Here is a 13,128-nt window from a genome sequence, read left to right on the forward strand (position 1 = left end):
GATGAAAAGGCGAATGGCAGGCGGATTCTGGAAAGGTTTGCTGCATGGTGCGGTCGTCAGCGTGGTCGGGCTGGGGGCTTTGTCGCTGCTGACCCCTGTGACCCATAAGGACGAAGCCCCGGAATCTGACGCGGGCAGGGGTGCCGGACTATCCGAATCGGCTCCGAGTCCTGCCCGGCAGAACCCGGAAGCGGAAATCGAGGCAGTGGCGCCCGATGACGAAACCGGTGACGTAAGCGAAACTGAAGAACAACCGGATTCCGTTTCCGTAGATCAGGCAGATGCCCCTGATGAAGGGGATGACGGCGGCGCGCCCCGGGCGGCGACGGTGGAGTTGCCTTCCGGTTCGGAATTCGGGCGCGGTAGTGATGCGGCGCCGCAAACGCCTGCGGCTCTGCCGCCACATGCGCGCCGGGGTCGTCCGTCGCCACTTGCAGCAACGGCACCTGCAGACGAACCTGCAACGGCTCGCGAACTTCCCGCCGATTTGCAACCCGATGCGGGGACACCGGCGCAGTCTGAATTGCCTGAACCCGAAGCCGCGCCGGAATTCGGTTTGCCGGAAGCGCAAACCGCCCCATCCGGAGGAGAAGCCCCGGGCCTTGCCGGGCTGGAAGCACCGGACAGCTTGCCCGAAACCGCGCCGCCGCAACTGGCAGAACCGCAGATCGAAGAGCAGGATGGGCCTGCCGATCAGGATCAGTCTTCCGATATGGCCGGGCAGGATGCGGGGCAGGAAAATGCGACGCCTGTTCTGCCCGCGCCATCGCTGGATCTGTCGACGCCGCCGGACCTGTCGGAGCTTCGCGCTTTGGAACGGGATTAGGATGGAACCGATCAACCCGCATCTCCGCGCGACATTCGCACCACCGGTCATGCAGGCGCGCCGCTGGCTGACGGGTGTTACCTTTCCTGCGAACCGCCCGCTGATCAATGTAAGTCAGGCTGCCCCGGTAGAGCCTCCGCCCAAGGGTCTGCGCGCGGCGATTGCCGATGCCGCATTGAATGAGACAGCAGCGCATCTTTACGGGCCGGTCTTGGGCAATCCCGAATTGCGGGATGCGATAGCGATGGAATTTTCACGCAGCTATGGCGGCGCGGTCAGGACTGGTCAGGTGGCGATTACGCAGGGTTGCAATCAGGCGTTCTGCGCTGCGATCAATTCGCTGGCGCGAACCGGGGACGAGGTGATCCTGCCGGTGCCGTGGTACTTCAACCACAAGATGTGGCTGGACATGCAGGGAATCAGCGTGCGCCCGTTATCCTGCGAGCCGGATATGCTGCCTGATCCTGCCGCCGCGGAAAGGCTGATCGGCCCGAAGAGCCGGGCCATCGTTCTGGTGACACCGAATAATCCATCGGGCGCGGAATATCCGGCCACGCTGGTCGGGAAGTTTTACGAACTTGCGAAACGGCACGGGCTGGCCCTGATTCTGGACGAAACCTATCGCGATTTCGACAGCCGCAGCGGCGCACCTCATGACCTGCTGACCCGGCCCGGATGGGACGAGACGGTGATCCAACTCTATTCTTTTTCCAAGGCTTATCGACTGACCGGGCATCGCGTGGGCGCCGTGATCACCTCGGCGGAACGCTTGAACGAGATCGAGAAGTTTCTGGATACGGTTGCAATCTCAACCTCGCAGCTAGGCCAGATCGGTGCATTATGGGGAATGCGAAATCTTGGAGATTGGCTGGCGCAGGAGCGGATCGAGATCCTTGATCGCAGAAATGCAACCAAGCAGGCGATCCTTGGCTTGCACGGCTGGAAGTTGAAATCCGCGGGGGCGTATTTTGCCTGGGTCGAACATCCCTATGCGGAATCTTCGGCTGATCTGGCGCCGCGCATGGTGGCCGAACTTGGCGTTCTGGCATTACCGGGAACGATGTTCATGCCGGAAGCGGACCCCCTTGGCGCACGGCATTTTCGTCTTGCCTTCGCCAATATCGGCGGGGCCGGAATAGCCGAGCTTGCAGCAAGGCTTGAAAACTTCACCCCCTGAAGGCTTGTGGCCGGGGCATGCGCGTCATAAAGACGGCATGATACGACCTACAGGGAAAGCTGCCGCATGACGAACCTGCGCACCAAGGGAAAATCGACCATCGTCTGGATTCTGATGGGCCTTCTGATTCTCGGATTGGGCGGTTTCGGCGTCACCAGCTTTACCAGCGGCTCGAGCGATATCGGCTCGGTCGGAAAAACCAAGGTCGATGGGGAAGACTATGCACGCGCGATGCGTTCGGAACTGAACAGCTATTCGCAACAGGCCGGAGAGCGGCTGACCATGGAGCAGGCGCAGGCGATGGGTTTGCAGCAATCCGTCCAATCGCAATTATTCACCGCCGCCGCGTTACAGGAAGAGGCGCGCCGCATCGGTGTTTCGGTCGGGGATCAGCGTGTCGTGCAAAGCATCAGCGATGCTCCGGCCTTTCAGGGGCCGAATGGCAGTTTCGATCGCACCGCCTATTCACAGATCCTTGCCCGCGAAGGTCTGACCGAACCCGAGTTCGAACAGAAAATCCGCGAGGACGAGGCGCGAATGCTGCTTCACCGCGCCGTCAGCGCTGGTGTTGCCTCGCCCGCCACCATGGTCGAGCAGACCGTGGAATGGCTTTTGCAGACCCGGGATATCAGTTGGTACGAAATCACCGAGGCGGAACTGACCATGCCTGTTTCCGAACCGGATGAAGAAACCTTGAAAGCATGGCACAGTGCAAATGCCGAACGGTTTACCGCGCCGGAAAAGCGCAAGCTCAGCTATGTCTGGCTGACGCCGGAAATGCTGGTGGACGAGGTCGATCTGGACGAACAGGCGCTGCGTGACGCTTATGAGGAACGGATCAATCAATATCGCCAGCCCGAGCGCAGGATGGTTGGACGACTTGTTTTTCCATCGGCGGAAGATGCGCAATCCGCCAAGGACAGGCTGGATGCCGGCGAATTGTCCTTTGACGATCTGGTCGCGGAACGTGGTCTGACACTGGAGGATATCGATCTGGGTGAAGTGACCCGAAACGATATGGGGCAGGCGGGTGATGCGGTTTTTGCAATGGAGCAACCCGGTGTGATCGGCCCACTTCAGACGGATCTGGGAGCGGCGCTGTTTTCGATGAACGGAATTTTGGAAGCGGTCGATGTTTCCTTCGAGGAGGCGAAAGAGGAACTGGGCAGCGAAGCGGCCGTGGATCGTGCCGCGCGCATGATCGAGAGCCAGATGAGTGAATACGAGGATATGCTTGCCAGCGGCGCAACATTGGAAGATGTCGCCGAGGAAACGCCGATGGAGTTCGGAACGCTGGATTGGTCCTCTGACATGGAACCGGAAGAACAAAGCATCGCGGGCTATAATTCTTTCCGGGACATCGCCGAAGCAATCGGCGAGGACGAGTTTCCCGCAATTGAACGGCTGGAGGATGGAGGCATCTTCGCGCTGCGTCTGGACGAGATTACACCGCCGACATTGATCCCATTCGAGGAAATCCGCGACCGGGTCGCCGAGGATTGGCGGCGCGAGGAACTCAAGCGTTTGTTGCTGGCGCGTGCGGAGGAAGTTCGCCTTGGGGCCGTCGCACTGAACAATATCGTTGATCGGAACGCGGAAAATGGGGACGATATCCCTGCGGCAGAAACCCCTGCGGATGAACCCGCATCACCAGAGCAGGCCGAACCAGAGATCGAGCCGGTGGGTACGCCTTTGGATTGGACATCGCAAACCGGGCTGACGCGTGATGGCTGGATCGAGGGATTGCCACATGAGATCGTTTCCCAGGCATTCAGCATTGCCAAGCCCGGCGATATCGAGATTGCTGATGCGGGCGGCAGGGTGTTCCTGTTCCGGCTGGACGAGATAGGTGCGGCAGATCAGAAAAGTGAAGAGGCAACGCGCATCGCGGAATCGGTAAAGCAGCGTATTTCCCAATCGTTGCAGAACGATATTTTCAGTTATTATACCCAAGCCGTACAAAGAAATGCCGGGATCAGCGTGAATCAAGCGGCGATCGATGCCATCAACGCGCAGGTTCAGTGATGGATATGGCCCCCGATTTTGCGGAGTTTGAAGCCGGCTGGGCCAATGGGCGTAACCAGCTTGTCACGATCCGCCTCGCGGCAGATCTGGATACCCCGGTCAGCCTGATGCTGAAACTCGCCGAAGCCGCACCAATGAGCTTCATGCTTGAATCCGTGACCGGAGGCGAGGTTCGCGGGCGTTACTCGATCGTCGGCATGAAGCCGGATTTGATCTGGGAATGTCGCAACGGTCAGGCGCGGATCAATCGGCAGGCGCGTTTCTCGGACGAATATCTGCCCGATAATCGGCCTGCGCTGGACAGTCTGCGCGCCTTGATCGCGGAAAGCCGGTTGGAGCATATGCCCGAAGGGGTGCCCGCGGCAGCGGCGGGGCTGTTCGGCTATCTTGGTTACGACATGATCCGGCTGGTCGAGCATCTGCCAGATGTGAATCCCGATCCGCTGGATTTGCCCGATGCGATGCTGATGCGTCCCTCGGTGGTGGCAGTTCTGGATGGGGTCAAAGGCGAGGTCACTCTTTGCGCCCCGGCATGGCATGTTCCCGGTGAAAATGCACGCGCCGCTTATGCCCGTGCCGCCGAGCGGGTGATGGATGCGCTGCGCGCGCTTGACCGCCAACCTTCCGAGCCGCGCGCTTTGGGCCATGACGCCGAGATCGGCGAGCCGGTTTCCAATTTTGCCAAGCCCGATTATCTGGCGGCGGTAGAACGGGCGCGGGAATATATCCGCGCTGGCGATATCTTTCAGGTCGTTCCGTCGCAGCGCTGGCGGATGGATTTTCCCTTGCCGCCTTTTGCCTTGTACCGCAGCCTGCGGCGCACCAACCCGTCGCCCTTCATGTTCTTTTTGAACATGGGCGGTTTCCAGATCATCGGGGCGAGTCCGGAAATCCTTGTCCGTCTGCGCGACGGCGAGGTAACGATCCGCCCGATCGCCGGAACCCGTCCGCGCGGCGCGGATGAAACCGAGGATCGCGCGCTCGAAGCCGATTTGCTTAGCGATCAGAAGGAATTGGCAGAACATCTGATGCTGCTGGATCTGGGACGCAACGATGTCGGCCGGGTGGCCAGAACGGGAACGGTGCGCCCGACAGAGCAATTCGTGATCGAACGCTACAGCCATGTGATGCATATCGTCTCGAATGTCGTGGGTGAATTGCGTGACGGCGAGGATGCCCTGTCTGCTTTGCTGGCAGGGCTACCGGCGGGGACCGTATCAGGGGCGCCCAAGGTTCGCGCGATGGAGATCATCGATGAGCTGGAGCCCGAGAAACGGGGCGTCTATGGCGGTTCGGTCGGTTATTTTGCGGGGAATGGCGAAATGGATATGTGCATTGCGCTGCGGACTGGCCTGGTCAAAGACGGTGCATTGTATATTCAGGCAGGTGGTGGTGTCGTTTATGATAGCGACCCCGAAGCCGAATTCCAGGAAACGGTCAACAAAAGCAAAGCATTGCAACGTGCCGCCGAAGGTGCGGCGCGTTTCGTTCGGGGGAATACCTGAGCTGGCCTCGGCAAGCGTGGTTAATTCATGGGTTACCTGATCTTGCAGGCGAGAAATTACAGATAAATATCTATAATTTATATGCAAAAGGCGGCCCATATGGGCCGCCTTCCGTCTGCTTGATGTGCGATTTCCGTCAGTTGGTCGCCGGAGTTTCGCCTTCGGCAGGTGCCGCGTCATCCGTGGGCTCGGTTTCGGGCATGGCGGAGTCGCTCTCCATGTCGTCGGCGGGCGCCGCGGCGTCATCGGCAGGTTCCTCCATCGCGCCGTCATCCGGGGCAGCAGCGTCATCCGGCGCGGTGGCATTATCCGCCGGTGCGTCGGTAGCCGCATCGTCGGCGGGTGCCTCCATCGTCGTGTCATCCGCAGGTGCATCCATAGTGTCGCCTGCTGCCGGATCTGCTGCGGGTTCCTCGGAAACTGCGCCCGGATCCGCCGGTGCCGCTGCGGGATCTGCCGCAGGATCAGCTGCCGGATCTCCGGCCATGCCGCCCTCGGCGCCTGCATCCGGTGCAGGGGCCTGCTCGCGGAACACATAGGCCGGCGCGACATTGGCTTCTTCCTTGGTCAGATCACTGGTGATCTCTCGCGCATCGGCATTTATCGTAAGCTGTTCCCACGGAACGGCGATCTGCTTTTGGCCGATCCCAAGAAAGCCCCCAACCCCGATGATTGCGGCGATCATCTGACCGGATTCACCATCGACAATCAGGTCGTTGATGCTGCCGATATCTGACCCGTCCGGCGAGGTCACCGTGGCATCCGTAACCCAATCCAGACGCAACTCGTTAGAAGCTTGTTCCTGCACCACCTTGCCGCTTTCGGCGACTTCAGCCTTGAGAGCCTCTTCTTCAGCCGCGGCGGCTTCAGCTTCAGCGGCGGCGGCATCGGCGCCGGGATCGGCGGGTGCCGTGTCCTGGGCGAAGGCCGGAGTCAAAGCCAGGGGCAGTATGATTGCGGTCGTCATAAGAAACTTTTGCACGTCATTTCTCCTTTCTACCCAACGCGTTGCGCCATAACATTCGGGCGGCGCGTTTCGAGAAACCAATGATCTGTGCCCGGTTACAGTTCCGGTTTGCGCGACCTGTCGGCAATAATCCGCTTATTTTTGAAGTGAGAGATTTCGACTGAAAAAATGAAAGAATAAATTACTTTTTTATTTACAACTTGTTACAGAAGCTATTTCGCGATGCGCCGCGGCAGGCCAACTGCAGGCTGCAGTCAGTTAGCCCGCCATTCCGGTTTCAGTCCTCACCGCGATAGGGTTGCACATATTGCAGCGCCATATCCCAGGGAAAGAAGATCCAGGTGTCCTGACTGACCTCGGTTACATAGGTCTGCACAACGCCTTTGCCCTTGGGCTTGGCGTATACCGTGCCGAAATGCGCCTTTGGATACATCTCGCGGACAAGTTCCAGCGTGCGGCCGGAATCGACCAGATCGTCGATGACCAATATGCCGTCGCCATCGCCCATCAGCTCTTTGTCGGGATGTTTCAGGACCTGAATCCCGCCCTGCTCCTGCCTGAGATAAGATTTGACGCTAATGGTGTCGATGGTGCGGATATCCAGTTCCCGCGCCACGATCATGGCCGGAACCAGCCCGCCACGGGTCACAGCCACAACGGCGCGCCAATCCGTTCCGTCAAGCCGCCAGGCAAGGGCGCGTGCGTCGCGGTGCAACTGATCCCAACTCACGTGGAAACCCTTTTCGTGGGGCAAACGGTCCATTCTTGTTCTCCTTGATTGTCGCCGGTTCCGGTCTGTGCATCTTTACGGGTTCCGGATAAACCGGATTCGTACCGTATAATATCCTTGCGACGTGAAAGGCAAAGCTATCTGCCATATGGCACCCGGGCCGTCTTGTGCGCATCGCGGCATCGTGCCAGACCGTCTACGAAAGGATGTTATGCCATGAGCGAATTGCCCGTCCTCCGCCTGCGCCCGAAATCGAAGCCGCAGGCGATCCGTCACGGTTTTCCCTGGGTCTTCGCCGATGAGGCGGTGCTGGACCGGCGTACGCGGAACCTGGAGCCGGGCGGCTTTGCCGTGCTGGAGGATGCCGAGCGGCGGCCAATGGCGTTGGTAACAGTGAATCCGCATTCGAAAATCGTGGCGCGGGTTATGGATGCCGATCCTGCCGCGCAGATCGATGGAGATTGGTTGCGGGCGCGCCTGCGCCGGGCATTGCAGATGCGGGAACGGCTTTACGACGCCCCGTTCTACCGGCTGATCCATGCCGAGGCTGACGGGCTTCCCGGGTTGATCGTGGATAGATTCGGGGATGCGGCCGTCATGCAGCCCAATGCGGCATGGGCGGATAGGATGGCGACGGATTTGGCCGATGCCATCGCTGATATTGCAGGCGTTACCTCGGTGATCCTGAACGGGCAGGGGCGGGCCCGGACACTGGAAGGGCTGGAAGAGCGGATGGAGATTTTACTGGGTATGGCCCCCGACGCTCCTGTTCCGGTCAGGATGAACGGCGCGACTTATCTGGCGGACCTGATGGGCGGCCAGAAGACCGGATTATTTTATGATCAGCGTCCGAACCAGGCCTTTGCGCAGAAACTGGCGCAGGGCGCAGAAGTACTGGACGTGTTCAGTCATGTCGGCGGATTTGGACTGGCGGCTTTGGCTGCGGGCGCGGCGCGGGCCACTTGTATCGATGGCAGCGCGACGGCATTGGAACTGGCCGTGGGCGGCGCCGGGCTGATGGATATGGGTGACCGGTTGGAGATCATGCAATCGGATGCTTTCAAAGCCATGGAACAGATGGCCGAAGAGGGACGCCGCTTCGATCTGGTGGTCTGCGATCCCCCGGCATTCGCACCCTCGAAATCGGCGTTGGACGCCGGGCTGCGGGCCTATGAGCGGGTAGCGAAGCTGGCCGCGCCTTTGGTGGCCCCGGGTGGTTATCTGGTTCTGTGCAGTTGCAGCCATGCTGCCGATCTGACCCAGTTCCGTAATGTCAGTGCCCGGGGTATCGGCCGTGGCGGGCGGCGCGCCGTGTTGATCCATGCCGGGCAAGCGGGACCCGATCACCCGATTTTGCCGCAATTGGCCGAGACCGGTTACCTGAAGGCGCTGTTTTTCCGGCTGGACGGATGAAAGCCGTTCTGGACGCGAATGTCCTGTTCCCGACGATTCTGCGCGAGATCCTGATCGATCTTGGCGGGCTGGACCTGTATCAGCCGCTATGGTCCGAACGGATACTTGCGGAATGGCGGCATGCGGCTGCCCGGCTGGGTGCCGAGCAAGAACAGATCGCCGGGGCCGAGATCGCATTGCTGCAATTCCGTTTTCCTGAATCCGCGATGCCGGATGACGGGAGCCGCGTCATTGATCTCGACCTGCCCGATCCCGCCGATCGGCATGTGATCGAGGCCGCGCTGGCAGGCGGGGCGTCCCTGATCGTGACGGCCAATCTGCGGGATTTTCCCCGCAGAATGATGGAACGGCTTGACTTACGGGCGATTCACCCCGACGCGTTCCTGCTGGATCTGCATAGCGCCGATCCAGCCGCGGTTGCCTTGACCGTTCAGTCCGTGCGCGACAAGGCCGCAAAAATGGGTGGAGATATGACGATTGCAGAAATGCTTAAACGCAGCCGTTTACCGCGATTGAGTCGCGCTCTGAAAGGTTGAAAAACATTGCTGTTATCGCTAACAAGAGATATGGCATCTGCCGGTGACAAGGAGGATAGCATGGTTTCGCGCGTCATTCCGGTCGAGGATTTTGACCTCGTGATTTTCGGTGCTACCGGTGATCTGTCGCATCGCAAGATATTTCCGGGCCTGTTCCGCCGCTTTGTAGCGGGCCAGATACCCGAAACGTCACGGATTATCGGTGCGGCGAGAACCCGGCAGGACGACAAGGCCTTCCGCAATGAGATCGCCGGGGCGATTGTCGAATTCACAGGGGTGAAGAAAACTGATCCGAACCTGACGAAATTCCTGGAATTGCTGGGTTATACGGCTATCGATGCCAAGGGCACAGACGGTTGGAACGAACTCAAATCCCGGATGCGCAAAGGTGCGATCCACGCCTTTTACTTCTCGGTCGCGCCTTCTTTGTTCGGTGATCTGGCCGAACGGTTGCATAGCCACAAGATCGCCGATGAAGGTAGCCGGATCGTCGTGGAAAAACCCTTTGGTCGCGATCTCGAGTCGGCGCGCGCGTTGAACGCGATGCTGGCCCAGCATTTCAGCGAGCAGCAGATTTATCGCATCGATCATTATCTGGGCAAGGAAACGGTGCAGAACCTGATGGTCGTGCGTTTCGCCAATATCCTGTTCGAGCCGCTTTGGAACGCGCAATTCATCGACCATGTTCAGATCACCGTTGCCGAGACGGTGGGCGTCAGCGGGCGCGGGGCCTATTACGACAAATCGGGCGCGATGCGGGACATGGTGCAGAACCACATGATGCAGCTTCTTTGCCTGATCGCGATGGAACCGCCATATCACTTCGATCCCGATGCCGTGCGGGATGAGAAACTGAAGGTCATCCGGGCGCTGGAGCCGGTGGAACCGGATGATATCGTTCGCGGGCAATATCAGGCGGATGAGGATTCGTCGGGCTATCTTGAGGATGCGGAAGATCCCGAATCCCGTACCGAAAGCTATGTCGCGATGAAGGTAAAGATTTCGAACTGGAGATGGCAGGGCACGCCTTTCTATCTGCGCACCGGCAAGAAACTGCGCGCGCGCACCAGCGAAATCGCAATCACTTTCAAGGAGCCGCCGCATTCGATCTTTGACATGTCCAGCGGGCCGAAAGCCAATGAACTGGTGATCCGGTTGCAACCGAATGATGGCATGAATCTCAAGGTCATGATAAAGGAACCCGGACCGGGCGGGATGCGCCTGGTGCAGGTGCCGCTGGACATGACCTTCGCAGAGGCTCTTGGACCGGAGGGGGGCGATATGCCCGATGCTTACGAGCGATTGATCATGGATGTGATCCGTGGCGACCAAACCCTGTTCATGCGCGGCGACGAGGTCGAGGCCGCATGGGCATGGACCGACCCGATCATAGAGGCATGGGACGACAGCAAAGCGCGCCCCGAACCCTATGATGCGGGTTCAAGCGGACCCGAGGAATCCCTGCGCCTTCTGCATCGCGATAACCGAAGATGGAGGGAGATTCGCGCATGAGCATGGATTTCAAGGAATATCCCGACCGCGAGATGCTTGCGTTGTCATTGGCCGATCGGCTGGCCTCCCAGCTTGGGCAGCATCTGCGCAATAGCGAAACAGCCACGCTTTGCGTGCCGGGCGGCACCTCGCCCATTCAGGTTTTCGAGACGCTTAGCGGCACCGATCTGGACTGGGATCGGGTGACGGTTTTTCTGGGCGATGAGCGTTGGGTGGATGGCGAGCATAAACGCTCGAACGGGCGCCTGCTGCGGCGGTATCTGCTGAAGGACAAGGCGGCGGCGGCGAATTACATCGATCTCTATACCGGCGATCCGCAACCCGATGACGCTATCGGGGCGCTTGGTGAAACTCTTGCTCCGCATCTGCCGATCACCGTGGCGCTGCTGGGCATGGGGAACGATATGCATACGGCCAGCATGTTTCCCGGAGCGGACCGGCTGACCGAGGCATTGGCGAATGACGCGCCGTCATTGCTGCCGATCCGCTCGGAAGGCGCGGAAGAGCCGCGTATCACCCTGACCCGGCCGGTCCTGTCGAACGCATTTCATATTCATGTGTTGATCATGGGGCCGGAAAAACGAGAGGCTCTTGAGCGTGCGCAGAAACTCGATCCCGCCGAGGCACCGATCAGGGCCTTTCTGGATCAGGCCACGGTGCATTGGGCGGAATAAGAGGTAGACATGCAGGACATCTGGAACCGGCTGAAATCCCATCGCAGGAATCAGGGAACGACGCGTATTCCCGACCTGTTCACTGCCGATCCTGATCGCGCGACGAATTTTTGTACCAAAGCGGATGGGCTGGTTTTCGACTGGTCCAAGACCATGATCGATGCGCAGGCGCGCGATCTGCTGCTGGAACTGACCGCAAGCGCCGGAATCGAGGCGCGGCGCGAGGCGATGTTCACGGGCCGGAAGATCAACGAGACTGAGGGCAGGGCCGTCCTGCACAGCGCCTTGCGCAATCTTGATGGCAGCGTGCAGGTAGACGGTCAGGATGTGATGCCCGCTCTGCGCGATACCCATGCCCGGATGCAGGCTTTTGCCCGTGATGTCCGCTCGGGCTCTTTCAAGGGACAGGGCGGCAGGATCACGGATATCGTGAATATCGGCATAGGGGGGTCGGATCTCGGGCCCTATATGGCGACCCTTGCGCTTGCGCCTTATCATGACGGGCCGTGGACGCATTTCGTCAGCAATGTGGACGGCGCAGATATCCACGATACGCTGAAAGGGCTGGATCCGGAAACGACACTGGTGATCGTCGCCTCGAAGACGTTCACCACGATCGAAACGATGACCAATGCCCGTACTGCGCGGGATTGGATGGCGCGTACCGTCGCCGATCCGGCGGCGCAATTCGTCGCGCTCTCCTCGGCCGTGGACAAGACGGCGGAATTCGGGATCGATGAAACCCGCGTTTTCGGTTTCGAGGATTGGGTCGGCGGGCGCTATTCCGTCTGGGGTCCGATCGGCCTGTCATTGATGCTGGCCATCGGACCAGAGAGGTTCGATGAATTTCTGGCCGGTGGCGCGGCAATGGATGCGCATTTCCGATCTGCTCCGCTTGCGCAGAACCTGCCGGTTCTGCTGGCACTTGTCGGGATCTGGCATCATCAGATCTGCGGCTATCCGACCCGGGCCGTGCTGCCCTATGACAACCGCCTGCTGCGGCTGCCTGCCTATCTGCAACAGCTCGAGATGGAATCGAATGGCAAAGGCGTGGCCATGGACGGCAACGATCTGACCATGCCATCCGGCCCCGTGGTCTGGGGCGAACCGGGAACCAATGGTCAGCATGCGTTCTATCAACTGATCCACCAGGGGACGTCGACGGTGCCCTGCGAGTTCATTCTTGCCGCGCGCGGACATGAGGATGAACTGGCCCATCACCATATCCTGCTTGCGGCAAATTGTCTTGCGCAATCCGAGGCACTCATGCGCGGTCGCAACCTGGATGAGGCGCGCGCCCTGATGGCCGCCAAAGGGCTGGAGGGTCCAGAACTGGAGCGTCAGGCCCGGCATCGCGTCTTTCCCGGAAATCGCCCGTCGACCACGCTGCTGATCGGGCAATTGACGCCTTATACGCTTGGCCAGATCGTGGTGCTGTATGAGCATCGGGTTTTTGTCGAGGGCGTTATTCTGGGAATCAACAGTTTTGATCAATGGGGCGTCGAGCTGGGCAAGGAACTGGCGTTGCGGGTAGAGCCTTTGCTGAAAGGCGAGCCCGCGCCGGGGCATGATGCTTCGACCGAACATCTGGCCGGGCTGTTCCGTGAGATGCGCGGCTGAAGGGGGGCCGCCCCCAATCCCATACGGAATTTCCCCCAAGGATATTTTCGTGAAGAAGAAGCGGTCGAGGAGTGTCTTCCCGTCGGCACGGCCTTTTCGAGGGCGATGCAAAGGACTAGGGTCGGGCGGACGGAAAGGATGCG

Annotated in this window: 11 protein-coding genes; 9 read left to right on the plus strand and 2 right to left on the minus strand. The window is 59.9% G+C overall.

What is annotated here, in order from left to right; all coding sequences use genetic code 11:
- Positions 1–13 precede the first annotated feature (13 nt).
- From D3P04_RS15365 to trpE, 4 genes are all read left to right on the plus strand, one after another.
- Positions 14–826, plus strand: coding sequence for a hypothetical protein (locus D3P04_RS15365; protein WP_119750426.1), 813 nt, complete (start codon positions 14–16; stop codon positions 824–826).
- A 1-nt stretch (position 827) separates the two neighbouring features.
- Positions 828–2,003 (plus strand): aminotransferase, encoded by a 1,176-nt coding sequence (locus D3P04_RS15370; protein ID WP_119750428.1) that lies wholly within the window; start codon positions 828–830, stop codon positions 2,001–2,003.
- Between the two features lie 66 nt (positions 2,004–2,069).
- Positions 2,070–4,028: a SurA N-terminal domain-containing protein gene (locus D3P04_RS15375; protein WP_232845030.1), complete on the plus strand. Its 1,959-nt coding sequence runs from the start codon at positions 2,070–2,072 to the stop codon at positions 4,026–4,028.
- Positions 4,028–5,533: an anthranilate synthase component I gene (trpE, locus tag D3P04_RS15380; protein WP_119750430.1), complete on the plus strand. Its 1,506-nt coding sequence runs from the start codon at positions 4,028–4,030 to the stop codon at positions 5,531–5,533. The genes D3P04_RS15375 and trpE overlap by 1 nt, the downstream gene beginning before the upstream one ends.
- A 136-nt stretch (positions 5,534–5,669) precedes the next feature.
- Here trpE and D3P04_RS15385 read toward each other — a convergent pair whose 3' ends face one another.
- Positions 5,670–6,515 (minus strand): PRC-barrel domain-containing protein, encoded by an 846-nt coding sequence (locus D3P04_RS15385; RefSeq protein WP_147391949.1) that lies wholly within the window; start codon positions 6,513–6,515, stop codon positions 5,670–5,672.
- A gap of 262 nt (positions 6,516–6,777) precedes the next feature.
- Entirely contained in the window at positions 6,778–7,263 is a 486-nt protein-coding gene (gene gpt / locus D3P04_RS15390; RefSeq protein WP_119750433.1) for a xanthine phosphoribosyltransferase, read from the minus strand.
- Positions 7,264–7,446: 183 nt separating this feature from the next.
- Here gpt and D3P04_RS15395 point away from each other — a divergent pair, with 183 nt between their 5' ends.
- The 5 genes from D3P04_RS15395 to pgi are packed head-to-tail and all read left to right on the plus strand — an operon-like array spanning position 7,447 to position 12,985.
- On the plus strand, positions 7,447–8,643 hold the full coding sequence (locus D3P04_RS15395; RefSeq protein ID WP_119750435.1) for an RSP_2647 family RNA methyltransferase: 1,197 nt from the start codon (positions 7,447–7,449) through the stop codon (positions 8,641–8,643).
- Complete coding sequence (locus D3P04_RS15400) at positions 8,640–9,179, plus strand: RSP_2648 family PIN domain-containing protein (RefSeq protein WP_119750437.1); 540 nt, start codon at positions 8,640–8,642, stop codon at positions 9,177–9,179. Before D3P04_RS15395 ends, D3P04_RS15400 begins: the two co-directional genes overlap by 4 nt.
- 60 nt (positions 9,180–9,239) lie before the next feature.
- Entirely contained in the window at positions 9,240–10,691 is a 1,452-nt protein-coding gene (zwf, locus tag D3P04_RS15405; RefSeq protein ID WP_119750439.1) for a glucose-6-phosphate dehydrogenase, read from the plus strand.
- Between the two features lie 2 nt (positions 10,692–10,693).
- Entirely contained in the window at positions 10,694–11,365 is a 672-nt protein-coding gene (gene pgl / locus D3P04_RS15410; protein ID WP_119750559.1) for a 6-phosphogluconolactonase, read from the plus strand.
- A 9-nt stretch (positions 11,366–11,374) separates the two neighbouring features.
- Positions 11,375–12,985, plus strand: coding sequence for a glucose-6-phosphate isomerase (gene pgi / locus D3P04_RS15415; protein ID WP_119750441.1), 1,611 nt, complete (start codon positions 11,375–11,377; stop codon positions 12,983–12,985).
- The last annotated feature ends 143 nt before the right edge of the window (positions 12,986–13,128 follow it).

Origin of the sequence: Paracoccus onubensis, assembly GCF_003591515.1 — a bacterium.
In the GTDB taxonomy this organism is placed as follows: Bacteria; Pseudomonadota; Alphaproteobacteria; order Rhodobacterales; family Rhodobacteraceae; genus Paracoccus; species Paracoccus onubensis.